The sequence below is a fragment of the Achromobacter pestifer genome, from assembly GCF_902859625.1.
GTDB classification, from domain to species: Bacteria; Pseudomonadota; Gammaproteobacteria; order Burkholderiales; family Burkholderiaceae_B; genus Achromobacter; species Achromobacter pestifer.
Map to the genome: position 1 here is coordinate 110,292 of NZ_CADIJX010000013.1, position 22,674 is coordinate 132,965.

Sequence of the window (22,674 nt, forward strand, 5' to 3'; positions counted from 1 at the left end):
CCTCAGCCGGCGGTGGCGACAGGCGGATACTGATGCGCCACCAATGCCATCGCCTTCTGCTGCAAGGGCGAACGCGCCTGGGCCGGCCAGATCACCTGGCTGACCGATCGGGCCTCATGCTCAAAAGCGATGAACCGCGTGCCCGCCAGCCCGCTGCGTGACAGGCAGGCCGGCACGATCGACACCCCCAGCCCTTGCGACACCAGCGACGCCACGCTTAGCCAGTGGCGTACCTCGTGCCGGATCACCGGCATGAATCCCGACCCCACGCACATCGACAGCACCGTTTCGTAATAGCTGGGAGATGCCGCGCGGGCGAAGAACACGAAATCGTCGCCCGCCAGTTCCGCCAATTGCAGCGATCCACGATCCGCCAACGGGTGCGAGTCCGGAAGACAGACAACAAAGGGTTCGGCCATCAGGTCGCGCACGTGAACCTCGTCCGGCACCGGGTTGGCGTGAATGAAACCCAGATCTTGCTCTCCGCGCCGGACGGCTTCGATCTGCTCGTGTGAGTTCAGTTCGGTCAGCACATGCTCTACGTCCGGCAATTCGGCCCGCATGGCGTTCAGTAGCGCAGGCAGGCCCCGATACAACATCGACCCCACGAAACCAATGCGCAGCCGCCCCCGCAGGCCCGCATCCACGCGCTGCACCAGCGTGCGTACCTCTTCGGCCTGGCGCAGCAGGGTCAGCGCCTCTCGGTAGAGCACCTGGCCGGCATCGGTCAGCTCCACATGGCGGCTGGTGCGCGCCAACAGGCGGGCCCCCACGTTGTCCTCAAGCTGACGGATGGCGTAGCTGAGCGGGGGCTGCGAAATATGCAGGCGTGTCGCGGCACGGCTGAAATGGCGCTCTTCGGCCACCGCGATGAAATAGCGCAGCAAACGTGGGTCCAGGTCCATTCTTTGCTCCCAGATCTATATTTTTTTTGGATTGTTCTACACGAAAACGGTATTTGCATAGATTAATCGACCCGCGCAAGATCAGCCATCTTCCCCCCGATTTCCGCAGGATGCCGCCATGGATACCCCCAAGATCGCCGCCCCGACCGCCGTCCCCTCCGCCGTCACGCCCGTTCCGGATTCCCGCGGCCTGAACCTGTTCAACGCCGACCCCTACGCGGCGGCCCTCAGCCAGCGGTACCTGCCGCCCGCGCTGCACGTCCACCTGCTACCCCATCTTGAGCGTTTGGGCGCACTGGCCGGTGGCGTCATGGACGAACTGGCCTCAACAGCGGACAAGCATCCGCCCACCCTGTCTGTGCGCAGCCGCGCCGGCACGGATGAATCCCGCATCGACAAGCATCCGGCCTATGTCGAGCTTGAGCGCCTGGCTTACAGTGAATTCGGCCTGGCCGCGCTGTCGCACCGTGGTGGCGTGCTGGGCTGGCCCGAGCCCATGCCGGCCGCCGCCAAGTACGCGCTGAGCCATCTGTTCGTGCAAGCGGAATTCGGCCTGTGCTGCCCTGTCAGCATGACGGATTCGCTGGCGCGCACGCTTCGCAAGTTCGGCGATCCGGCATTGGTCGAACGGGTGCTTCCGCAAGTGACGTCCCAAGACTTCGACACACTGCGCCAGGGCGCGATGTTCATGACCGAACAGGGCGCAGGCTCGGACGTCAGCGCCACCGAAGTCACGGCAGAGGCCCAGGAAGACGGCACGTGGCGCATCCACGGCGATAAGTGGTTCTGCTCGAACCCCGACGCCGGCTTTGCCATGGTGTTGGCGCGCAGCGAGCCGCAGCCGGGTCTGAAGGGCGTATCGCTATTCCTGTTGCCGCGCGACCTGGCCGACGGCAGCCATAACCACTACCGCATCCTGCGCCTGAAGGACAAGCTGGGCACGCGGTCCATGGCCAGCGGTGAAATCCGGCTCGAAGGCGCCGTGGCCTGGCTGGTGGGCGAACGCGGTCGCGGCTTCAAGCACATGGCCGACATGATCAACAATTCGCGCCTGTCCAACGGCATGCGCGCAGCCGGCCTGATGCGCCGCGCCGTCACCGAAGCCATCTACGTATCGCAGAACCGCCGCGCCTTCGGCAAACGCCTGATCGACATGCCGCTGATGCAGCGCCAACTCGTGAAGATGACGGTATGGGCCGAGCAGGCGCGCAGCGTCATGTTCCAGACGGCGCGCGCGCTGGCGGATGCGGACCACGGCACGGCCGACCCCGCGTTGGCCCGCATCCTGACCCCGCTGATCAAATTCCGCGCCTGCCGGGACGCGCGCAAGGTGACGGGTGACGCAATGGAAGTGCGTGGCGGCTGCGGCTACATCGAGGAGTGGACGGAACCGCGCCTGGTGCGTGACGCGCATCTGGGCTCCATCTGGGAAGGCACCAGCAACATCGTCGCGCTGGACGTGCTGCGCGCCATCAAGAAAGAAAATTCGCTGCCCGCGCTGCGCGCCCACATCGACCGCTTGCTGGCCGACGGCGTGCCCTGCGCGCCCGCCCTGGCCGACACGCAGGCACGCGCGCTTGAGCAGACCTTTGCCCTGGCCGAACATGCCGCCCAGGGCGACCATGCCGAACTCGCCCGCCAGGCAGCATCGCTGCTGTACCACGCGGTATCGATGGCTGCGCTGCGCTGGGAAGCCACAGGCGCCGGCCTGGAAAGCCGCGCGCAATTGGCCGACCAGGTATTGCTGCACCGTCTGGCGCCCCGCGACCCCTACGCCATTCCCCCCAACGAAAGCGCTGCCTGCCAGGCCATCTTGCAGTACGCGCTGTAAACCGACGCCGGCGACACAGCCGGCGCGTCCCCACAGGAGACACCACCATGAAACGCCTTATTGCCCCCTTGATGCTGGCGGCGGCCGCCTTGGCCCCATCCGCCCCCGCCCTGGCCGCGGACGCCTTCCCCACGGCCCGCCCCATCACGCTGATCGTGCCCTTTCCCCCGGGCGGCCCGACCGATGCCATGGCACGCCGTTTGGCAGAAAAACTGCGCGAACCCCTCAAGCAGAACGTCATCGTTGAAAACCGCAGCGGCGCGGGCGGCAACATCGGATCGGAATACGTGGCGTCGGCAAAACCCGACGGCTATACCTTGCTGTTCGGCACGTCGGGCCCGCTGGCCATCAACGTGAGCCTGTACAAGAAACAGGGCTACAACCCCGAGACCAGTTTCGCGCCCATCATCCGCCTGGGCCACCTGCCCAACATCCTGGTCGTGAACCCAACGGTGCCTGTCCACAATGCGCAGGAACTGATCGCCTACGCCAAGAAAAACCCGGACAAGCTCAGCTATGCATCGTCGGGCAATGGCGCGTCGTCGCACCTGGCCGGCATCCTGTTCAACCGCATGGCAGGCACCCAGATCATGCACATCCCCTACAAGGGAACGGGGCCCGCGCTGAACGACCTGCTGGGCGGACAGGTGTCGATGTCGTTCACCGACATCCTGACCGCGCTGCCCTACATCAAGGCCGGCAAGCTGCGCGCCATCGGGCTGGCCAGCGCCCAGCGCTCGGACGCCTTGCCTGACCTGCCCACGCTGTCCGAGCAAGGCTTGAATGGCTACGACGTCAGCGTCTTCTTCGGCATCGTCGCCCCCAAGGACACGCCCGCCGACGTGGTGAATACGCTGAATCAGGCCTTCAAGACCGCGCTGTCGGACCCGGCCATCAAGCAGACCCTGCACTCGCAAGGCATCGTCGAAGCGCAGGACCAGACGCCGCAAGGCCTGGCCACCTTCATCACCACCGAAGTCCCCAAGTGGCGCGAACTCATCACCAGCGCCAACGTTTCCATCGACTGAAGCTGACACTCCATGGCCCCCACCCTACCCAATGCCGGCGCGCTTGCCGGCTGCAAGGTGATCGACTTGTCCCGCGTGCTGGGCGGTCCCTATTGCACGCAGATCCTGGCCGACCACGGCGCCGACGTCTTGAAGATCGAACCGCCCGGCGGTGACGAGACCCGGGGCTGGGGCCCGCCCTTCCTGGGCGACACGGCGTCCTACTTCATCGGCGTGAACCGCAACAAGGAAGGCATGACCCTGGACCTGTCGCAAGCGGCCGGCCAGGAACTGCTGCGCCACCTGCTGGCCGACGCCGACGTGCTGGTCGAGAATTTCAAGCCCGGCACGCTTGAAAAGTGGGGCCTGGGCTTCGAGGCGCTAAGCCAGGCTTTTCCCAAGCTGATCCACTGCCGCGTCAGCGGATTCGGGTCGGATGGCCCGCTGGGCGGCTTGCCCGGCTACGACGCCTGCGCGCAAGCCATGTGCGGCCTGATGAGCGTGAACGGCGACGCGGACGGCGACGCCACCCGCGTTGGCCTGCCGGTGGTGGACATGGTGACGGGGCTGAATGCCGCGGTTGCCATCCTGCTTGCCTTGAACGAGCGTGGCCGCAGCGGCCTGGGCCAATTCCTGGACATCACGCTGTACGACTGCGCGCTATCGCTGCTGCATCCGCACGCGGCCAATTACTTTTATAGCGGCAAGGTGCCCCAGCGCAGTGGCAACGCGCATCCGAACATTGCGCCCTACGAGACGCTGCCGACCGCCAGCGGCCCGATTTTTCTGGCCGTGGGCAACAACCGGCAATTCGCGCTGCTGGCGCAAGTGCTGGAGGCGCCAGGCCTGGCGACGGACCCGCGCTATGCCGCAAACGCCGACCGCCTGCACAACCGCCAAGCCCTGCGCGACGAACTGTCCGCCTTGCTGGCCACGCAAGACGCTTCCGCGCTGGCCGACCGCCTGCTGCGCGCCGGCGTACCCGCGGCAGCCGTGCAGACCGTGGATCAGGCGCTTGCACACCCACACACGCAACACCGCGGCATGGTGCTGGAACAGGGCGACTACAAGGGCGTGGGTTCGCCGATCAAACTGTCCCGCACCCCCGCCACGCTACGCAAGCTGCCACCTGCGCTGACGTAAGGCATCGCGAACGCTGTGATCGCGGCGAATGCTGTGATCGCTGTGAACACTGTGAACACTGTGATCGCCGCGAACACTGCGAATGCCGTGATCCCGGCGAATGCCGTATCGCTGCGAATGCCGCGAATGCCACGGACACCGCGAATGCTGCGAATGCTGCGAATGCCGCGGACATCGTAGGATGGGTGTAGCGCGAGAAAATCGAGACAAGAACAATAACGCCCAACGCGCGCAACCCATCAAGCAGCATCGGTGCCATGGCCAATCCAACCATGATTTGGGATGTTGCTTGATGGGTTGCGCGCGTTGGGCGTCAATGTATTTAGAGACGCTCTCTCGCGCTTCACCCATCCTACGGCCCTCCACCGGTTTACGCCCCGGCGGCCTTCGACCGGTTTACCCGCCAGCCGCCAGCCCTTCGCGCCTGGGGTCCACGCCGCCTTGCAAGCCCTTGCCGTCGATCACGATGCCATGGATGCCGCTGGGGAACTCTGTGATGCGCACCGGGTGGCCCATGCGTTCCAGCGCGGGGGCCAGCGCTTCAAGCGTCGTGCCCTTTTCCAGCTCGGTCTCTTTATTGCGGCTGCCCATGTTTGGCAGCGAAATGGCGGCTTGGATATCCAGGCCCCAATCCAGCACGCCCACGATCGTCTTGGCCACATAGTTGATGATGGCGCTGCCGCCAGGCGATCCCACCAGCATGACCGGCTTGCCGTCGCGCAGCACGATGACCGGCGCCATCGCGCTACGCGGACGCTTGCCCGGTTCGACCCGGTTCGCCACCAAGCGGCCCTCCGGGTCTTTGAACGAAGATGAAAAGTCCGTCATTTCATTGTTCAGCAGAAAGCCGCGCACGAAGATCTTGCTGCCGAATTCACTTTCGATCGTCGTCGTCATGGACAGCGCATTGCCCTGCGCGTCCACCGCCACCAAATGGCTGGTGGAAGGCAGCTCCAGCGCGTTGTCGCGGCCAAGGGACAGCAGTTTTCCTTCCGGATCGCCGGGTAACGCGACCTTCATGCTGCGATCCGGCTGGATCAACGCGCCGCGTGCACGCAGATAGGCCGGATCCAGCAAGGCACGCACCGGCACGTTGACGAAATCCGGGTCCGCCACATAGAAATCCCGGTCGGCGAACGCCAGCCGGCCCGCTTCTGAAAAATAATGCACCGCTTCTACCGAGCCCGGAGCAAAGGTGGACATCGGAAATTGTTCCAGTTCGCCCAGCATTTGCAGCACGGCGATGGGACCGCTGCTGGGCGGGGCCATGCCGCACAACTGGTAGCCGCGATAGACGCCACATACCGGCTCGCGCGTCTTGGCTCGGTAGTTCGCCAGATCCGCCAGGCTCAGATCACCGGGCTTGGCGTGCCCATGCACCGCCGCCACGATGTCGCGCGCGATGTCGCCCTGATAGAACGCATCAGCGCCTTGCGCCGCCACGGCACGCAGCGTGCGGGCAAACTCGGGGTTCTTCAACACGTGGCCCACTGGCCACGGCGTGCCGTTCGGTGCATAGAAATACGCGGCCGCGGCCGCCTGCTGGGGCAGGGCCTTGTTGCCGGCCAGCAGCGCATGCAGGCGGGGCGACACGGCAAAGCCCTGTTCGGCCAGCCGGATCGCAGGCTGGAACAGGTCAGCCCAAGGCAGCACGCCGGCTTCCTTGTGCGCCAGTTCAAGACCGCGCAGCAGCCCCGGCACGCCCACCGACATGCCGTTGTTCACCGCCTGGGCGAAGGGCAACGGTTTGCCGTCGGCATCCAGGAAGCGATCCGGCCGCGCGGCGGCAGGTGCAGTCTCGCGGCTGTCATAGGTCTGGATGCGCCCGGTCTTGGCCGAATACACCACCAGGAACGCGCCACCGCCAATGCCGGAGGATTGCGGCTCGGCCAGGTTCAGCACCAACTGTGTGGCGATGGCCGCGTCCACCACGCTGCCGCCTCGGCGCAGCATTTCTTCGCCCGCCTGCGTTGCCAGCGGATTGGCCGAGACCATCATGAAATGCGGCGCGCGCACCAGTTCGCGCGTCTGCACACCGCTGGCGGCTTCCGGGTTGCGGTCTTCGACAGCCTGCGGGGTGCGGGCCCAGGCGGCGGACGAGGCCGCCGTTGCGGCGGCAAGCAGGAAGGCGGCGGCATAGCGGCAGGCACGCATGATCAGCTCCGGGATAGCGCCGGCAAGCCGGCAGGCGTCCATCATAGTCAAGGCATCCGCCGCTGTCGCGGCACGGCCATTGGATACCCGCCTGCCCCCTTCCGACATAGAATCGCGGTTCTGGCCCCTCTTCCCCTACCGTGTCATGCGCCTGCGCCACATCGAAATTTTCGAAGCGATCCGCCGTACCGGGTCTCTTACCGAGGCCGCGGCCGCGCTGCATATCTCGCAGCCGGCCGCCAGCAAACTGCTGGCGCACGCCGAAGCCCAACTGGGCTTCAAGCTATTCGAGCGCGTGAAGGGCCGGCTGGTCGCCACGCGCGAAGCCGACATCCTGACGCCTGAAGTTGCGCGGCTGAATCAGGATTTGAACAGCCTGCGCCGGCTGGCCACCAGCCTGCGCGACCGGCCCAACGGCCACTTGCGCCTGGGCTGCGCGCCCGCGCTGGGCCTGGGACTGCTGCCTGGCGTGGTACGCGACAGCCGCGACGCGCAACCCGGCATCACCTTCGATATCCACACCCATCACAGCGCCGAACTCGTACAGGGCCTGCTCACGCGGGAACTGGACCTGGCCATCACCTTCGACACCAACGACTATCCCGGCCTGACGCGCATGGGGCTGGGCCACACCGAACTGGTGCACTTGAGCCGCAAGCCCGCCTCTGGCCCGATGCGGCTGTCCGAACTGGTGGACCTGTCGGGCGACACGCTGATCGTGCTGGACGCCGGCGACGCTTCGGGCGCGTTGCTTCAGATGACTTTGGACGCGCAGGGCCTGGACCCGAAGGTCGCCATTCAGGTACAGACGCATTACGTGGCTTGTGCGCTGGTCGATGCCGGGTGTGGCGACGCCATCGTCGACGCCATCACCGCGCAAGCGATGCTGCGGCCCGGCATGAGCCTGCGCCGCCTGGAGCCCGCGTTGCGCGTGCCGATCAGCATCATGGTGCGCAACCAGGACCCCTTGTCGGCCCTGCACCGCGATTTGATCGAACGCTTGCGCACGGCCTGCGCCGAGCGCGTCGCCGCGCTGGATGCCCCCGCCTGAACAGACAATCCATCGGACAAGAAAAACGGGCGCCCAAGGGCGCCCGTTTTGCCGTGATGACCAGGACAAGCCTATGGCTTGTCCCGCGCAGCATCAGTCCAGCTTGATGTTCTGCTTCTTCACGACGTCTTGAGCCCAGTCAAACTGCTCTTTGATTTCCTTGGCGAACTCTTCCGGCGTGTTGCCCGACGGCGCCGAGCCCTGATCGTCCAGCGCCTTGATGACCTTGGGGTCCTTCAGGGCCACGACGGCGGCGTCACGCAGCTTGTTCACGACTTCCATCGGCGTGCCCTTGGGCGCCAACAGACCGTACCAGACCGGCTGGTTCAGCACCGGGAAACCGGCTTCCTTGAACGTCGGCACACCCTTGACGGCAGCGATTTCCTCAGGCCACGCAATGGCCATGGCGCGCAACTTGCCCGCCTGGATCTGCGGCATCGACGACGGCAGGTTGTCGAACAGGATTTCGATCTGGCCGCCAACGGCATCCGCCACGGCCGGGCCCGAACCCTTGTACGGCACGTGCACGATGTCGGTGCCCGTGGCCATCTTGAACGACTCACCCATCAAGTGCAGCACCCCGCACGTGCCCGAGCTGCCGTAGGAATACTTGCCCGGGTTCTTCTTCAGTTCTTCAACGAAGCCCTTGAAGTCCTTGGCCGGGAACTTCGGATTCACCGCGACCACATTGGCCGTGTTGGCGAAGTTGGTGACCGGCTGGAAATCCTTGATCGGATCGTACGGCAGGTCCTTCGGACGGCAAGCCGGATTCACAGCCATCGTCGACACGGTGGCGATGGACAGCGTGTAGCCGTCGGCATCGGCGCGTGCGGCTTCGGCCGCGCCAATGGCGCCGCCTGCGCCGCCCTTGTTCTCAACCACCATCGGCTGACCGAGTTCCTGGCTCATGCGCTGCGTCACCAGACGCGCGATGATGTCGGTGGAACCGCCAGGCGCGAACGGAACGATCACGCGGATCGGCTTGCTGGGGTACTTGTCGGCAGCGTGTGCGACGGAGGCGCCAAGCGTGCCGGCGGCGCCAGTAGCCAAAGCGATAGCCACGGCCAGGGAGCGAACTTTATTCATAGGTGTGTTTCCTCCAAGATTGCGAGCCCGTATGTAAACGGCCCGTTTTGTGATGTGCCCGTCTGTAGACGGACCAGCAGTTAACGGTGGGGGCGCTTTGCATGTGTGCTGCGTGTTTCGCGCTGCTTTTATGGATTGCTTGTGGCACACGCACCCGCCAGAATGACGGAGAATAGCAGCAAATGCTTACACACGCATAGCGTGCCAATCCCGCTTTAATGCCCTGAAAAAGCCCCCTGTCCATGTCGGTCGCTCTTCTGGTTTTCCCTGATTTCATGCTGGTTGCGCTGGGTTGGGCGCTACGTCACAAGCTGGGTTTTTCGCGAGAGTTCTTTGCGGGAACCGAGCGTCTCGTTTACTTCGTGTTGTTCCCCGCCCTGCTGTTCCAATCCATTCTTCGCACGCCCATCACGGCAGGCAACGCGGCCCTGCTGCTACAGGCCACCGCGGCCGTCGTGGTGTCAGGCGTGGCGCTCGCGTGGCTGTCGGGCCTGCTGCTGCGGCCCTCGTCACTTGCGCTGGCTTCGTCCGCGCAATGCGGCTACCGCTTCAACACGTACATCGGCCTGGCGCTATCGGCCAGTCTGGCGGGCGCGCAGGGCCAGACGGTGATGGCGCTGATCATTGGCTTCGCCGTGCCCATGGCCAACGTCGCCGCGGTCTACGGACTGGCTCGCCACAACGGCGGCAATTTGCTACGCGAGCTGGCGCGCAATCCGCTCGTCGTATCCACGCTGCTGGGCCTGGCCTGCAACCTGGCGGGCCTGCATTTGCCGGGCCCCGTGGATACGGTACTGGCGCGTTTGGGCGCGGCGGCCATCGCACTGGGCATCCTCTGCGTGGGCGCCAGCCTGGCCTGGGAAGGCGGCAAGGGCTACGGGCCGCTGATCGCCTGGATGCTGTCGGTCAAACTCTTGGCGTTGCCCGCAGTGGCCCTGTTGGTGGCGCACCTGCTGGCCCTGCCGCCACTGGAAGCCCGGATGCTGCTGCTGTTCGCCGCCCTGCCAACCGCTTCCGCCGCCTACGTGCTGGCCATGCGCATGGGGGGCGACGGCCGCATGGTGGCGGTACTGATCTCCCTGGGCACCCTTTTTTCGGCGGCCACGATCCCGATGTGGCTGCTGGTCGTGGGACACGCCTGAGCTTCCAGGAAAAAAAATGGCCACCCCAGGGTGGCCATTTTTTCTCGCAACGCAGCCGGTTACGACGACTTATGCGCGTTGGTCATGGAGCCCGGCACGACCCACTCGGCAAACTGCGCCTCGGTCACATAGCCCAGCGCCAGCGCCGATTCCTTCAGCGACAACCCTTCCTTGTGCGCTTTCTTGGCGATCTGCGCGGCCTTGTCGTAGCCGATATGCGGATTCAGCGCCGTCACCAACATCAGCGAACGGTCCACCAGTTCGGCAATGCGCTCATGGTTGGGCTCGATGCCCGCGGCGCAGTGCTCGTTGAAGCTGGCCATGCCATCCGTCAGCAGGCGCACGGATTGCAGGAAGTTGTGGATCACCAGCGGCTTGAACACGTTCAATTCAAAGTTGCCGCTGGCGCCGCCAATGTTGATGGCCACGTCGTTGCCCAGCACCTGCGCGGCCAGCATCGTGATGGCCTCGCACTGCGTCGGGTTGACCTTGCCCGGCATGATCGAGCTGCCCGGCTCGTTCTCGGGAATGCTGATTTCACCCAGGCCCGAACGCGGGCCGCTGGACAGCCAGCGCACGTCGTTGGCGATCTTCATCAAGCCGGCAGCCAGCGCCTTCAGCGCACCGTGCGCGAACAGCAGCGCTTCGTGGGAGGCCAGTGCCTGGAACTTGTTCGGGGCCGACACAAAGGCCGTGCCCGTTGCGTGGGCCAGGTCCGCCGACACTTTGGCGCTGAACTGCGGATGCGCGTTCAGGCCGGTGCCCACCGCGGTGCCCCCGATGGCCAGTTGATGCAAGCCGGGAAGCGTGGCGCGGATCTGCTGTTCCGCCAGATCCAGCTGCGCCACATAGCCCGAAAGCTCCTGGCCCAGCGTCAAGGGCGTCGCGTCCTGCAAGTGGGTGCGGCCGATCTTCACGATGTCGTAGAACTCGGCGCTCTTGGCCGCGAAGACCGCGCGCAGCGCCTTCAGCGCCGGCAGCAGGTGGTGCTCGACCTCGACGGCGGCGGCCACGTGCATGGCGGTCGGGAAGGTGTCATTGGACGATTGGCCGCGATTGACGTGGTCATTCGGGTGGACCTTGCGCTCTTCGCCGCGCACGCCGCCCAGCAGTTCCGAGGCGCGGTTGGCCAGCACCTCGTTCATGTTCATATTGCTTTGCGTGCCCGAACCGGTCTGCCAGACGGACAGCGGAAACTCGTTGGGCCAGTTGCCGGCGATCACTTCGTCGGCAGCACGAATGATCCCGTCGGCGATCTTCGGATCCAGCTCGCCCAGTTCAGCATTGACCTTGGCGGCCGCGCGCTTCAAGCGCGCCATCGCGTTGACCAGGGGCACAGGCATCTTCTCGGTGGAAATCGCGAAAAAATGCAGCGAACGTTGCGTTTGGGCGCCCCAGAGGTGATCCTCGGGGACTTCGATGGGCCCAAACGTGTCTTTTTCGATGCGGGTCTTCATGGCGCGTACAACTCCGTGGCGGCGTCAGTCGCGGCCGGCGGCACCCGCCAGGCGCGACATATTGAGAATAGCAATCACTTATTAGGTTAGCAGAAACCCGCATTCCTATAATTGCGGAAATCCGTATTCCCTCCCTCGTTTTTTACCACTCGCACCGCGCCATGTCCGCCCCTCTTTGCAGCCTGACCTTGCACCTGCCCGACGAAGCCGCCACGGAGTCGTTGGCGCGGCAGCTTGCCCCCTTGGTCTCGGGGGGTGAAACCGGCCCCGCAGGCGCTTGTATCCACCTTCAGGGGGACCTGGGAGCAGGAAAAACGGCCTTCACCCGGGCATTGTTGCGGGAATGCGGCATCACCGGCCGAATCAAAAGTCCCAGCTACGCGCTGCTTGAATCCTATAAAGTTTCTAACTTATACTTCTATCATCTTGATTTTTATAGGTTTAGTGATTCGCGCGAATGGTTGGACGCAGGATTCCGGGATTTACTGCGTGACGATGCGGTCGTTTTGATCGAATGGCCGGAACGGGCAGAGGGTCTTTTACCCCCTCCCGACCTGCTGATTTCCCTGGCTTATGCCGACGAGGGACGTGACGCCACCCTGACCGCGAACACCGCCCGAGGACAAACATGGTTGAACGCGATTGTCCCCCCGCCCAAGACGGCGCCCTTCCCTCGGCAGGCGCCACCCGGCGCCGCCTAATCAGCGTCGCCGCCACGCTGCTCGTCCTGCCGGTTCTGCCGCGCCTGGCGCAGGCGGCGACGATTCTGGCCGTTCGTACCTGGCCGGCCGACGAATACACCCGGGTCACGCTCGAACTCGACAGCGAGCTCAAGGCTGAACAATTCACCCTTGAAAACCCCCATCGCCTGGTGGTGGACATCGAAGGGCTGACCATCAGCGCGGCCCTGAACGACCTGGTCTCCAAGGTCCGCCCCGACGACCCCTACATCCAGAGCCTGCGCGTTGCGCAGAATCGCCCGAATGTCGTGCGCCTGGTGTTTGACCTGAAGCAGCCCGTGGCGCCCCAGGTGTTCACCCTCAAGCCCGTGGCGGATTACCAGTACCGGCTGGTGCTGGACTTGTATCCGAAGATCGCGCAGGACCCGCTGGTGGCGATCCTGAATAAAAGCGGCCCTGACGCCGACGATCCGCTGGCGCGCATCCTGGAAGACATCCAGCGCAACCCGGCAACCCGCGCCGATCCGCCCGAACCGCCGCGCGTGCGCGGCCAGCAACCGGCGCCGCCGCTGCCCACCGCGCCCAAGCCCCCCTCGTCCACCGCCGGCCGTGGCAAGCAGCGCATGCTGACCATCGCGCTGGACCCAGGCCATGGCGGCGAAGATCCGGGCGCCATCGGCAGCAGCGGCCTGCGCGAAAAAGACGTGGTGCTGCGCATTGCGCGGCGCTTGAAAGCGCTGATCGACAGCCAGCCGTACATGCGCGCCTACCTGACGCGCGACGACGACTACTTCGTGCCGCTGCATGTCCGCGTGCAGAAGGCCCGTCGCGTCCACGCGGACCTGTTTATCTCGATCCACGCCGACGCCTGGGTCAAGCCATCGGCCAACGGCTCGTCGGTGTTCGCGCTGTCACAGCGCGGCGCCACCAGCGCCCAGGCACGCTGGATGGCCGACAAGGAAAACGCAGCCGACCTGATCGGCGGCGTCAACCTGGGTAGCCATGACCGTCAGGTGGCCAAGGTGCTGCTGGACTTGTCCACCACCGCGCAGATCAATGATTCGCTGAAGGTCGGCAACGCTTTCCTGGACGAAATCAGAAAGATCAACCGCTTGCATAAGAACAGCGTCGAACAAGCCGGTTTCGCCGTGCTGAAGGCCCCGGACATCCCGTCCGTGCTGGTCGAGACCGCCTTCATCAGCAACCCCCAGGAAGAAGCCCTGCTGCGCAGCAACGCACACCAGGACAAACTGGCGCAGGCCATGATGACCGGCATCCAACGCTACTTCACCGCCAATCCGCCGCTGGCGCGGCTTGACGTCAGCTGACACGCTGGCGTGAAAAAGGGCGATGCGCTTCACCGCGCATCGCCTTTTTTTTGCTGTTCGACGCTTCACGGGCTGGGCTGTCATACCGGGCCGGGTGCTTGATGGGTTGCGCGCGTTCGTGAACTTGTTTCTTCTGTACGGTGTCTCGCGCTACACCCATCCTACGGCCCAGGTGCGTTGATCTGTAGGATGGGTGTATACGGCCTGCGGGCCTTGCTCTGTAGGATGGGTATATACGGTCTGCGGGCCTTGCTTTGTAGGATGGGTGTAGCGCGCGATGGCGTGGGAAAGAAGGACGGCTTGAAGCGCGCGTAACCCATCGATGCGCGCCGGCTCCATAGGCCATGGCTGCCACAGCGCAACGGGGGCTTGATGGGTTGCGCGCGTTCGTGAACTTATTTCTTCTGTACGCTCTCTCGCGCTACACCCATCCTACGGCCTGCGGGCCTTGATCAGCTTGAATACGCCGGCGGCGATGACGGGCACGATTGCTGCGGCCAGGCCTAGCAGCACGATGGTGTTCAGGTGCTCTCGGACCAGCGGGATGTTGCCGAAGAAGTAACCCGCGGCGACCAGGCTGATGACCCACAGCAGCGCCCCCAGGATATTGAACAACTGGAAACGCGACATCGACATGTCCGCCACGCCCGCCACAAAGGGCGCGAACGTGCGCACAATGGGGATGAACCGCGACATGATGATCGTCTTGCCGCCATGCTTCTCATAGAACGCATGCGTACGCATCAGCGCGCCCCGGTCCAGGAAACGCAGGTTCATCGAGAACACGCGCGGCCCGATGTAGCGGCCTATCATGTAGTTCAGCGTGTTACCGGAAATCGCCGCGACGATCAGCAACACCGCCATCATGACCGGATCAATATGCCCCGTGGCGCCGAATGCCCCCGCGATGAACAGCAGCGAATCGCCCGGCAGGAACGGCAGGACGACCAGCCCGGTCTCGGCGAAGACGATCAGGAACAGCACCAGATACACCCACACGCCATATTGCGCGACCCAGACGCCCAGCGTCTTGTCGATGTGGAGCACCATATTGAAGAATTCAAGCATTCAGCAGCCCGGATGAGGTCATGGGAGGATTAATTCCCAGCGACTATAGCCCACCGGGCCATGGCGCTAAAATCAGCCACATAGCCCCACCAGACTTGAGCCTAATGACTGAACGCCGTTCCATTCTTGCGCTTCCCGACCTGCTCATCAGCCAGATCGCCGCCGGCGAAGTGATTGAGCGGCCCGCCTCCGTGCTGAAGGAAATCCTTGAGAACGCGATCGACGCGGGCGGCCGCGCCATCGAAGTGCGCCTGGAAGGCGGCGGCATCCGCCGGATCGCCGTCACCGACGACGGCGGCGGCATTCCGCCCGAGGAACTGCCGCTGGCCCTGGCCCGCCACGCCACCAGCAAGATCCGATCCTTGAACGAACTGGAATCGGTGGCGTCGATGGGGTTTCGCGGCGAAGCGCTCGCCTCGATCTCGTCGGTTGCGCAGGTCACCATCATTTCCCGCACCCGAGACGGCGAACACGCCTGGCAGATCGACGCGGGAAGCATGCAGGTCAGCCCCGCGTCGGGTCCTCCCGGCACCACGGTGGACGTGCGGCAACTGTTCGACGCCGTCCCGGCCCGGCGCAAGTTCCTGCGATCCGAAGCCACGGAGTTTGGCCACTGCGTGGACGCGATGGAGCGCATTGCGCTGGCACACCCGCAGATCGCGTTCCGCCTGTTCCACCACGACCGCGCACAGCGCCAATGGCTGCCAGCCGAACCGCCGCAGCGCATCCGCGACGTACTGGGCGCTGAATTCGCCGAACATGGCTTGCTGCTGTCGCACTCGGTCGGCACCGTCAGCCTGGCCGGCATGATCACTCGCCCGACCGCCGCGCGCGCCCGCGCCGACCGTCAGTACCTGTACGTGAATGGCCGCTATGTGCGCGACCGTACCGTCAGCCACGCGCTGCGCGCCGCCTATGCGGACGTGCTGCATGGCGACCGCCAGCCGGCCTACGTGCTGTTCCTGGACATCGATCCCGCTGCCGTGGATGTGAACGTGCATCCTGCCAAGCATGAAGTTCGTTTCCGCGACAGCGGCGCCGTGCACCGCTTTGTGTCGCACGCGGTCGGCCAGACGCTGGCGCAGACCGGCGGTTCATCGGCCGTCACGCCCGCCACCGCGGACGAAGACGGTGGCTTTGAAACGGTCGCACAGCCGGCCGCGCCTGACGCTTCCCCCGCGCCGCAAGACGCCCCCATCAGCAGCCCTACTCCTGTGGCGGACACGCCCCGGCCGGGCTATTCGGGCAGCAATGCCGCGTACGGCCTGCGCCCGTCACCCGCCCCGCAACGCACCCATACGCAGGTGCCGTTCCGCCTGCACGCCGAACCCGCCGGCATTCCCGCTGCGGATTGGCAGTCGCTATACCGCCCGCTGTCCGACGACACGGCCGCCAAGTCCACGCCCGTCCGCGAACCCAGCCCCAGCCTGCCCGCCGACGAAGAACATCCGCTGGGCATGGCGCTGGCGCAACTGCACGGCATCTACATCCTGGCTCAGAATCGCCGTGGCATGGTGCTGGTGGACATGCACGCCGCCCATGAGCGCGTCGTGTACGAACAACTGAAGCAGGCGCTGGACGCCCGCAGTCTGCCGCGTCAGGACTTGCTGGTGCCCGTGGTCTTCCACGCCCAGGAAAAGGACGTGGCCATCGTCGAGGAATTTGAATCGCAGTTAAGCGACCTGGGCTTCGAGATGCGCCCGTCCGGCCCCACCTCGATCGCCGTGCGTTCCGTGCCGGCCATCCTGGCGCGTGGCGACATCGAAACCCTGGCCCGCGCCGTCTTGCGCGACCTGGGCGCCGTGGGTGTGTCGCGCCTGCTGACCGAACAGCGCAACGAACTGCTGTCCACCATGGCCTGCCACGGTTCCGTGCGCGCCAACCGCAAGCTGACCATCGAAGAGATGAACGGCCTGCTGCGCCAGATGGAATCAACCGAACGCGCCGATCAGTGCAACCACGGCCGTCCGACCTGGGTGCAATGGTCGGTATCGGACCTGGACAAGCTCTTTCTGCGCGGGCAATAAGCTTGTCGTCTTCCCTTTCCCCCGATATGCCGCTGGTCATCTGCCTGGCCGGCCCCACCGCGGCCGGCAAAAGCGCATCCACCCTGGCCCTGGCGGAACGCTGGCCGATGGAGATCGTCAACGTCGATTCGGCCACGATCTACCGTGGCATGGACATCGGCACCGCCAAGCCCTCGCCGGAAGAACAGGCCCGCGTACCGCAGCATCTGCTGGACATCCTGGACCCTGCGCAATCGTATTCAGCCGCCGAATTCCGCGCCGACGCGCTCAGGCTGATTGACGAGATTCGCGCACGCGGACGCATCCCGCTGCTGGCGGGCGGCACCATGATGTACTACAAGGCCCTGCGCGACGGATTGGACGACCTGCCCCAGGCCGACCCCGCCTTGCGCGCCGAACTGGAAGCCCGCGCCGCCCAGCAGGGTTGGCCCGCGCTGCATGCGGAGCTTGCAACGCTGGACCCGGTCACCGCCGCCCGCCTTGCGCCCAATGACAGCCAGCGCATCCAGCGTGCGTTGGAGATCTGCCAGTTGTCAGGCCAGCCCATGTCCGCGCTGCTGCGGCGCGACCAGCGCAAACCGGACGATGACGCCAATCAGTACCTGACCATCAGCCTGGAACCCTCCGACCGCGCCGCGCTGCACGCGCGCATCGAACAGCGCTTTGACGCCATGCTGGCCAATGGACTGCTGAACGAAGTCCGCACCCTGCGCGCCCGACCCGATCTGCACCCTGGCCTGCCGTCGGTGCGCTGCGTGGGCTACCGGCAGATGTGGGCGCACCTGGACGGCGAGATCGATCTGGACACCGCCCGTGAACAGGGCATCGCCGCCACGCGCCAATTGGCCAAGCGGCAGATCACCTGGCTGCGCGCCCAACCCGAACGGGTCATCGTGGATTGCCTGGCGGCGGACGCCGTGGCGCAGACCATCGACGCGGTGGCAATGGCCCTGGCTGACGGCTAGCCCCGTCCCGCGGAACAGGGTCGAAAAAAAAACCCGCGGTGGCGGGTTTTTCTTTGCAGCAAGCAAGCGCTTGGCGTTTACACCACGAAGGTTTGCGCCATGCCTTCCGTCTGCTCGACGATCTCGCCGATCTTGTTGACGGTCTCGCCTTGTTCGCGCAGGGTCGCGGCGATGGCGTCGGCCTGCGCCGCATCCACCACCAGCACCATGCCGATGCCGCAGTTGAAGACGCGGTGCATTTCGGTGTCTTCCACGTCGCCCTGCTCTTGCAGCCACTGGAACAGCTTGGGCATTTCCCAGCCGTCACGGTGCAGCTTGGCCGACAGGCCGGGCTGCAAGATGCGCGGCACGTTGTCCAGCAGGCCGCCGCCGGTGATGTGGGCCAGGCCCTTGATGCTGGTGCCGTGCGTGGCCAATGCGGCCAGCACTTGCTTGACGTAGATGCGCGTCGGGGCCATCACGACGTCGACCAGCGGCTGGCCGTGGAAGTCATCGGTAGGCTTGGCGTTGGCGCGTTCCAGGATCTTGCGAACCAGCGAATAGCCGTTGGAGTGCGCGCCGCTGGACGCCAGGCCCAACACCACGTCGCCCGGCTTGATGGATTTGCCGTCGATGATCGCGGACTTTTCCACCGCGCCCACCGCAAAACCGGCCAAATCGTATTCGCCGTCGGGGTACATGCCCGGCATTTCAGCCGTTTCACCGCCGATCAGTGCGCAGCCCGACAGTTCGCAGCCCTTGGCAATGCCGCCCACCACCGACGCCGCCGTATCCACCGACAGCTTGCCGCAGGCGAAGTAATCCAGGAAGAACAGGGGCTCAGCGCCTTGCACCAGGATGTCGTTGACGCTCATGGCGACCAGATCGATACCCACGGTGTCGTGGCGGTTCCACTCGAACGCCAGGCGCAACTTGGTGCCCACGCCGTCGGTGCCCGACACCAGCACGGGCTCGTTGTACTTCTTCGGCACTTCAAACAGGGCGCCAAAGCCGCCGATACCGGCCAGCACCCCGGGACGCATGGTGCGCGCGGCGAGGGGTTTGATACGGTCGACCAGGGCGTCGCCCGCGTCGATGTCGACACCGGCATCGCGGTAGGTCAAGGGGGCTTTAGGTTGATTCGTCATGAGAAATGCCGTGGGGTATGTAACAATTGCTGGGAATTTGGTGGAACGCCCTGCATTTTACGATGTTGCGAGCCTGAACAGGGTTCAAGCCAGCCGGGCGCGGCGATTGCGGCGGAAGCCAACCAGGCTGACTGGCGGGCAAAAATGGCGTAAACCCAAGCCAGGCAAAGCGCTTGAGCGCGACACCAGCCACTCAGGTGGTTTAAAGTGTTGGGTTGGCCGGTATGGATTTTGCCAGTTTCTGGCGGGTTAATCTTGCGCCGGCCTTGTGTATCACCGTTTTTTGGCTTTTCCGGCAACACCGGCATGTCCTCGCGACGCTGCAAGCCTGATCGATAACCTCTCATGAACCGCCAGCTGCTGCTCGACGTTCTTCCCGCGCCAGCGCCATCGCTGAACAACTATATCGCCGGCCCCAACGGGGAAGCGCTGGCAGCCGTGCGCGCGCTCAATCCGGGCCGCGCCCTGTATATCTGGGGCGCCGCCGGTTGCGGCCGCACCCATTTGCTACGCGCGCTGACCGCACGCCCCGACGCCGTGTTCATCGACCCCGCCAAGGGCGAGACGATGCTGCGCCGCCTGGCGGAAGCCGACTCCAAATCGCCCATGCCCAAGTTCGTGGCGGTGGACGATGTGCACCGCATGGACGACGGCCGCCAGGCCGCCCTCTTTGCGCTGTACAACCGCTGGCGTGAATCCGCCGCCACGGGCCGCGCGTTTGCGCTGGCGCTGGCCGGCGACCGCGCCCCGCTGTCGATGCCGCTGCGCGAAGATCTGCGCACCCGCCTGGGCTGGGACCTGGTGTTCCGGCTGGACCCGCTGTCAGACGCCGACAAACTGGCGGCGCTATCCGCCCAGGCCGCCGAACGCGGCATGCATCTGGCGCCTGAAATCATCACCTGGATGCTGACGCACCACGAGCGCGACATCCGCAAGCTGGCCGCGCTGCTCGACGCGCTGGACCGCTATTCCCTGGCCACCGGCCGGCCCATCACCCTACCCTTGCTGCGGGCCATGCTCGCAGACCCTGATTCGCAACGCACATGACCACCCGACGTCTCGCCCTGTTCGACCTGGATCACACCCTGCTGCCGCTGGATAGCGATTATCAGTGGGCCGACTATCTGGCGCGTACGGGCCGAGCGGGCGATCCTGACATCGCCCGTCGCCAGAACGACGACCTGATGGACCGCTACAATCGCGGCGAACTCACCGCAGAACAAGCCGCCGAGTTCATGCTTGGCTTGCTGGCGGCGCATTCGCCCTACGATCTGGCGGACTGGCATGAGGAATTCATGCGTGAAGTCATCCGCCCGTCCATCACCCCCGACGCCCGCGAACTGGTTCAATCCCACCTGGATGCTGGCGACCTGTGCGCCATCGTCACGGCGACCAACAGCTTCGTCACCGCCCCCATCGCCCGCGCCTTCGGCGTGCCGCATCTGGTGGCCACCGATGCCGAATACCTGCGTGGACGCTACACCGGCCGCATTCTGGGCACGCCGAGCTTCAAGGAAGGCAAAGTGGTGCGCGTGAACGAATGGCTGTCCGCGATGGGTCTGGGGCTTGCGGATTTTCCCGAATCGTTTTTCTATAGCGATTCGGTCAATGATGTACCACTGCTCGAAAAGGTGACCCGTCCGATCGCCGCCAACCCCAGCCCGACCCTGCGCAATATCGCCCAGGAACGCGGCTGGCAAGTGATCGACTTGTTCGACCACATGGAAGATTCGAAGTCCTAAATGATCACTGAAACCATAAAAAAATTCGTCGGCCGTTTGTTCGCGCCGGCACCCCGGGGGCCGTTGCGCATCGAGCGCGACAAGCACGGCATTGACCGCCGTAACGTTTCGCGCCATGCCATCAAGGTGTGCGAAGTTCTGCGCCAGCACGGCTATGAAGCCTATATCGTCGGCGGCGCCGTGCGCGACCTGATCGTGGGCCTCGAGCCCAAGGACTTCGACGTGGCCACCAACGCCACGCCCGAACAAATCCGCCCGCTGTTCCGCCGCGCCCGCATCATCGGCCGCCGCTTCCAGCTGGTGCACGTGGTGTTCGGCCAGGAGATCATCGAAACCTCGACCTTCCGTGCTCCGGCCTCGGAAGACCAGGAAACCGACGAGCACGGCCGCATCCTGCGCGACAACGTGTTCGGTTCGCAGGAAGAAGACGCCAAGCGCCGCGACTTCACGATGAACGCGCTGTACTACGACCCGCACAACGAGGAAGTCATTGACTACCACAATGGCGTGGCCGACCTGAAGAAGCGCCAGGTCCGCATCATCGGCGACCCGGTCAAGCGTTACCGCGAAGACCCGGTTCGCATGTTGCGCGCCGTGCGTTTCGCCGCCAAGCTCAACGGCACGATCGATCCGGCCACGCGCCAGCCGATCAGCACCATGGCCGAGCTGATCGAAAACGTGCCGGCATCCCGCCTGTTCGACGAAATGCTCAAGCTGCTGACCTGCGGCCACGCGATGGATTGCCTGCGCCAACTGCGCGCCGACGGCCTGCACAATGGCCTGCTGCCGTTGCTGGACGTGGTGCTGGAGCAACCCGGCGGCGAACACTTCGTGGAACTGGCGCTGGAACGCACGGATGCCCGCGTGCGCGCCGGCAAGACCATCAGCCCCAGCTTCCTGTTTGCCGCCCTGCTGTGGCAACAGGTGGACGTACGCTGGAAGCAGTTGCGCGCCCAAGGCGAGCACACCATCCCCGCGCTGTCGCAAGCCGCCGATTCGGTGCTGGACGAACAGACCGAAAAGCTGGCCATCCAACGCCGCTTCTCGTCGGACATGCGCGAGATCTGGTTCATGCAGCCGCGTTTTGAACGCCGCATGGGCAAGACCATCTTCCGCATGATTGAACAGCCGCGCTTCCGCGCCGCCTGCGACTTCCTGCAACTGCGTGCCGCCGCTGGCGAGTTCGACAGCGTGCTGGCGCAATGGTGGATGGATCTGGCCAACGCCGACGACGTCACCCGCGCCGACATGATCGAGGAAGTCTCGCACCTGCCGCGCGAAGCGGGTGATGGTGGCGGCAGCGGCCCGACGGCCTCGCCGTCCCCGCGCAAGCGCCGTCGCCCGCGCCGTTCATCGCCGCGCGGCCCGGCGACTGGCGCCGAGTAATTCCGTGTCGCCCGTCATGGCACGCGCTTATATCGGACTGGGCGCCAATCTGGGCGACAGCGCAGCCACATTGCGCACGGTGCTGGCCGAACTACAGGCCACGGATGGCATCGCCGCCGTCACGGCGTCGCCGTTCTATCGCAGCGCGCCCGTGGATGCCACGGGCCCCGATTTCGTGAACGCCGTGGCGACGCTGGACACCAGCCTGCCGCCACTGGCCTTGCTGGACGTGCTGCAAGCGCTGGAAAACCGCCACGGCCGCCAGCGCCCCTACAAGAATGCCCCGCGCACGCTGGATCTGGACTTGCTGATCCATGGCGATGTGCGGCTGGATCACGACAGGCTGATCCTGCCCCATCCCCGCATGCACCAGCGCGCTTTCGTGCTGTTGCCATTGCGCGACCTGGCGCCCGATGTCTGGGTGCAGGGAAAGCCGATTGATGAGTGGATCACCATGATTCAGGATCAGGCGATTGAGCGGATTGGTGGCTAACGATGGGTTGCGCGCGATGGGCGTTTTCGCCCTGTTCTTGAATATCTCGCGCTTCACCCATCCTACGGGTGCAACGCCGCCC

20 protein-coding genes are annotated in these 22,674 nt (G+C 65.0%); 13 read left to right on the plus strand and 7 right to left on the minus strand.

The window, feature by feature from the left end; translation table 11 throughout:
• Window positions 1-2 precede the first annotated feature (2 nt).
• On the minus strand, window positions 3-905 hold the full coding sequence (locus HV753_RS28895; RefSeq protein ID WP_175178000.1) for a LysR family transcriptional regulator: 903 nt from the start codon (window positions 903-905) through the stop codon (window positions 3-5).
• Between the two features lie 118 nt (window positions 906-1,023).
• On the opposite strand from HV753_RS28895, the gene HV753_RS28900 reads away from it, so the two are divergent.
• Genes HV753_RS28900 through HV753_RS28910 form a run of 3 tightly spaced genes read left to right on the plus strand, consistent with a single transcriptional unit; the run spans window position 1,024 to window position 4,886 of the window.
• Window positions 1,024-2,736, plus strand: a complete 1,713-nt coding sequence (locus tag HV753_RS28900; protein WP_175178001.1) for an acyl-CoA dehydrogenase family protein — start codon at window positions 1,024-1,026, stop codon at window positions 2,734-2,736.
• A gap of 47 nt (window positions 2,737-2,783) precedes the next feature.
• A complete protein-coding gene (locus HV753_RS28905; protein ID WP_175178002.1) occupies window positions 2,784-3,764 on the plus strand; it encodes a Bug family tripartite tricarboxylate transporter substrate binding protein in 981 nt (326 codons plus the stop codon).
• 12 nt (window positions 3,765-3,776) lie between these two features.
• Entirely contained in the window at window positions 3,777-4,886 is a 1,110-nt protein-coding gene (locus tag HV753_RS28910) for a CaiB/BaiF CoA transferase family protein (protein ID WP_175178003.1), read from the plus strand.
• 396 nt (window positions 4,887-5,282) lie between these two features.
• On the opposite strand, the gene ggt is transcribed toward HV753_RS28910, so the two are convergent.
• A complete protein-coding gene (ggt, locus tag HV753_RS28915) occupies window positions 5,283-7,040 on the minus strand; it encodes a gamma-glutamyltransferase (protein ID WP_175178004.1) in 1,758 nt (585 codons plus the stop codon).
• 145 nt (window positions 7,041-7,185) lie between these two features.
• On the opposite strand from ggt, the gene HV753_RS28920 reads away from it, so the two are divergent.
• Entirely contained in the window at window positions 7,186-8,091 is a 906-nt protein-coding gene (locus tag HV753_RS28920; RefSeq protein WP_175178005.1) for a LysR family transcriptional regulator, read from the plus strand.
• Window positions 8,092-8,184: 93 nt separating this feature from the next.
• Here HV753_RS28920 and HV753_RS28925 read toward each other — a convergent pair whose 3' ends face one another.
• Entirely contained in the window at window positions 8,185-9,177 is a 993-nt protein-coding gene (locus HV753_RS28925; protein WP_175178006.1) for a tripartite tricarboxylate transporter substrate binding protein BugE, read from the minus strand.
• 242 nt (window positions 9,178-9,419) lie between these two features.
• Here HV753_RS28925 and HV753_RS28930 point away from each other — a divergent pair, with 242 nt between their 5' ends.
• A complete protein-coding gene (locus HV753_RS28930; RefSeq protein ID WP_175178007.1) occupies window positions 9,420-10,319 on the plus strand; it encodes an AEC family transporter in 900 nt (299 codons plus the stop codon).
• A 59-nt stretch (window positions 10,320-10,378) separates the two neighbouring features.
• Here HV753_RS28930 and fumC read toward each other — a convergent pair whose 3' ends face one another.
• Entirely contained in the window at window positions 10,379-11,776 is a 1,398-nt protein-coding gene (fumC, locus tag HV753_RS28935) for a class II fumarate hydratase (RefSeq protein WP_175178008.1), read from the minus strand.
• A 161-nt stretch (window positions 11,777-11,937) separates the two neighbouring features.
• Between fumC and tsaE the strand changes: the two genes are divergently transcribed.
• Window positions 11,938-12,477, plus strand: coding sequence for a tRNA (adenosine(37)-N6)-threonylcarbamoyltransferase complex ATPase subunit type 1 TsaE (gene tsaE / locus HV753_RS28940; RefSeq protein ID WP_175178009.1), 540 nt, complete (start codon window positions 11,938-11,940; stop codon window positions 12,475-12,477).
• On the plus strand, window positions 12,405-13,784 hold the full coding sequence (locus HV753_RS28945; protein WP_175178010.1) for an N-acetylmuramoyl-L-alanine amidase: 1,380 nt from the start codon (window positions 12,405-12,407) through the stop codon (window positions 13,782-13,784). The genes tsaE and HV753_RS28945 overlap by 73 nt, the downstream gene beginning before the upstream one ends.
• A gap of 432 nt (window positions 13,785-14,216) precedes the next feature.
• Here HV753_RS28945 and HV753_RS28950 read toward each other — a convergent pair whose 3' ends face one another.
• A complete protein-coding gene (locus tag HV753_RS28950; RefSeq protein WP_175178011.1) occupies window positions 14,217-14,852 on the minus strand; it encodes a VTT domain-containing protein in 636 nt (211 codons plus the stop codon).
• 104 nt (window positions 14,853-14,956) lie between these two features.
• Between HV753_RS28950 and mutL the strand changes: the two genes are divergently transcribed.
• Window positions 14,957-16,879: a DNA mismatch repair endonuclease MutL gene (mutL, locus tag HV753_RS28955; protein ID WP_175178012.1), complete on the plus strand. Its 1,923-nt coding sequence runs from the start codon at window positions 14,957-14,959 to the stop codon at window positions 16,877-16,879.
• 26 nt (window positions 16,880-16,905) lie between these two features.
• The gene (gene miaA / locus HV753_RS28960) at window positions 16,906-17,844 is read left to right on the plus strand and encodes a tRNA (adenosine(37)-N6)-dimethylallyltransferase MiaA (protein WP_175178024.1); all 939 of its coding nucleotides are present in this window, start codon (window positions 16,906-16,908) and stop codon (window positions 17,842-17,844) included.
• 77 nt (window positions 17,845-17,921) lie between these two features.
• Here the strand turns inward: miaA and purM are convergent, their stop codons facing one another.
• Both purM and HV753_RS28970 read right to left on the minus strand, forming a co-directional pair.
• Window positions 17,922-18,971, minus strand: a complete 1,050-nt coding sequence (gene purM / locus HV753_RS28965; RefSeq protein ID WP_175178013.1) for a phosphoribosylformylglycinamidine cyclo-ligase — start codon at window positions 18,969-18,971, stop codon at window positions 17,922-17,924.
• Complete coding sequence (locus HV753_RS28970) at window positions 18,968-19,318, minus strand: hypothetical protein (RefSeq protein WP_175178014.1); 351 nt, start codon at window positions 19,316-19,318, stop codon at window positions 18,968-18,970. Before HV753_RS28970 ends, purM begins: the two co-directional genes overlap by 4 nt.
• Between HV753_RS28970 and hda the strand changes: the two genes are divergently transcribed.
• The 4 genes from hda to HV753_RS28990 are packed head-to-tail and all read left to right on the plus strand — an operon-like array spanning window position 19,317 to window position 22,592.
• Entirely contained in the window at window positions 19,317-20,018 is a 702-nt protein-coding gene (gene hda, locus HV753_RS28975) for a DnaA regulatory inactivator Hda (RefSeq protein WP_175178015.1), read from the plus strand. The two genes, HV753_RS28970 and hda, sit on opposite strands and share 2 nt — an antisense overlap.
• A complete protein-coding gene (locus HV753_RS28980; protein WP_175178016.1) occupies window positions 20,015-20,713 on the plus strand; it encodes an HAD family hydrolase in 699 nt (232 codons plus the stop codon). The genes hda and HV753_RS28980 overlap by 4 nt, the downstream gene beginning before the upstream one ends.
• Complete coding sequence (gene pcnB, locus HV753_RS28985) at window positions 20,714-22,099, plus strand: polynucleotide adenylyltransferase PcnB (protein ID WP_175178017.1); 1,386 nt, start codon at window positions 20,714-20,716, stop codon at window positions 22,097-22,099.
• A gap of 16 nt (window positions 22,100-22,115) precedes the next feature.
• Window positions 22,116-22,592 carry a 2-amino-4-hydroxy-6-hydroxymethyldihydropteridine diphosphokinase gene (locus HV753_RS28990; protein ID WP_175178018.1) on the plus strand — a complete coding sequence of 159 codons (477 nt, stop codon included), beginning with the start codon at window positions 22,116-22,118 and terminating at the stop codon, window positions 22,590-22,592.
• The last annotated feature ends 82 nt before the right edge of the window (window positions 22,593-22,674 follow it).

Coding starts and splice junctions, on each gene's coding strand:
- HV753_RS28895 (WP_175178000.1), bottom strand. CDS start 905: ATGGACCTGGACCCACGTTTGCTGCGCTATTTCATCGCGGTGGCCGAA.
- HV753_RS28900 (WP_175178001.1), top strand. CDS start 1,024: ATGGATACCCCCAAGATCGCCGCCCCGACCGCCGTCCCCTCCGCCGTC.
- HV753_RS28905 (WP_175178002.1), top strand. CDS start 2,784: ATGAAACGCCTTATTGCCCCCTTGATGCTGGCGGCGGCCGCCTTGGCC.
- HV753_RS28910 (WP_175178003.1), top strand. CDS start 3,777: ATGGCCCCCACCCTACCCAATGCCGGCGCGCTTGCCGGCTGCAAGGTG.
- ggt (WP_175178004.1), bottom strand. CDS start 7,040: ATGCGTGCCTGCCGCTATGCCGCCGCCTTCCTGCTTGCCGCCGCAACG.
- HV753_RS28920 (WP_175178005.1), top strand. CDS start 7,186: ATGCGCCTGCGCCACATCGAAATTTTCGAAGCGATCCGCCGTACCGGG.
- HV753_RS28925 (WP_175178006.1), bottom strand. CDS start 9,177: ATGAATAAAGTTCGCTCCCTGGCCGTGGCTATCGCTTTGGCTACTGGC.
- HV753_RS28930 (WP_175178007.1), top strand. CDS start 9,420: ATGTCGGTCGCTCTTCTGGTTTTCCCTGATTTCATGCTGGTTGCGCTG.
- fumC (WP_175178008.1), bottom strand. CDS start 11,776: ATGAAGACCCGCATCGAAAAAGACACGTTTGGGCCCATCGAAGTCCCC.
- tsaE (WP_175178009.1), top strand. CDS start 11,938: ATGTCCGCCCCTCTTTGCAGCCTGACCTTGCACCTGCCCGACGAAGCC.
- HV753_RS28945 (WP_175178010.1), top strand. CDS start 12,405: ATGGTTGAACGCGATTGTCCCCCCGCCCAAGACGGCGCCCTTCCCTCG.
- HV753_RS28950 (WP_175178011.1), bottom strand. CDS start 14,852: ATGCTTGAATTCTTCAATATGGTGCTCCACATCGACAAGACGCTGGGC.
- mutL (WP_175178012.1), top strand. CDS start 14,957: ATGACTGAACGCCGTTCCATTCTTGCGCTTCCCGACCTGCTCATCAGC.
- miaA (WP_175178024.1), top strand. CDS start 16,906: ATGCCGCTGGTCATCTGCCTGGCCGGCCCCACCGCGGCCGGCAAAAGC.
- purM (WP_175178013.1), bottom strand. CDS start 18,971: ATGACGAATCAACCTAAAGCCCCCTTGACCTACCGCGATGCCGGTGTC.
- hda (WP_175178015.1), top strand. CDS start 19,317: ATGAACCGCCAGCTGCTGCTCGACGTTCTTCCCGCGCCAGCGCCATCG.
- HV753_RS28970 (WP_175178014.1), bottom strand. CDS start 19,318: ATGAGAGGTTATCGATCAGGCTTGCAGCGTCGCGAGGACATGCCGGTG.
- HV753_RS28980 (WP_175178016.1), top strand. CDS start 20,015: ATGACCACCCGACGTCTCGCCCTGTTCGACCTGGATCACACCCTGCTG.
- pcnB (WP_175178017.1), top strand. CDS start 20,714: ATGATCACTGAAACCATAAAAAAATTCGTCGGCCGTTTGTTCGCGCCG.
- HV753_RS28990 (WP_175178018.1), top strand. CDS start 22,116: ATGGCACGCGCTTATATCGGACTGGGCGCCAATCTGGGCGACAGCGCA.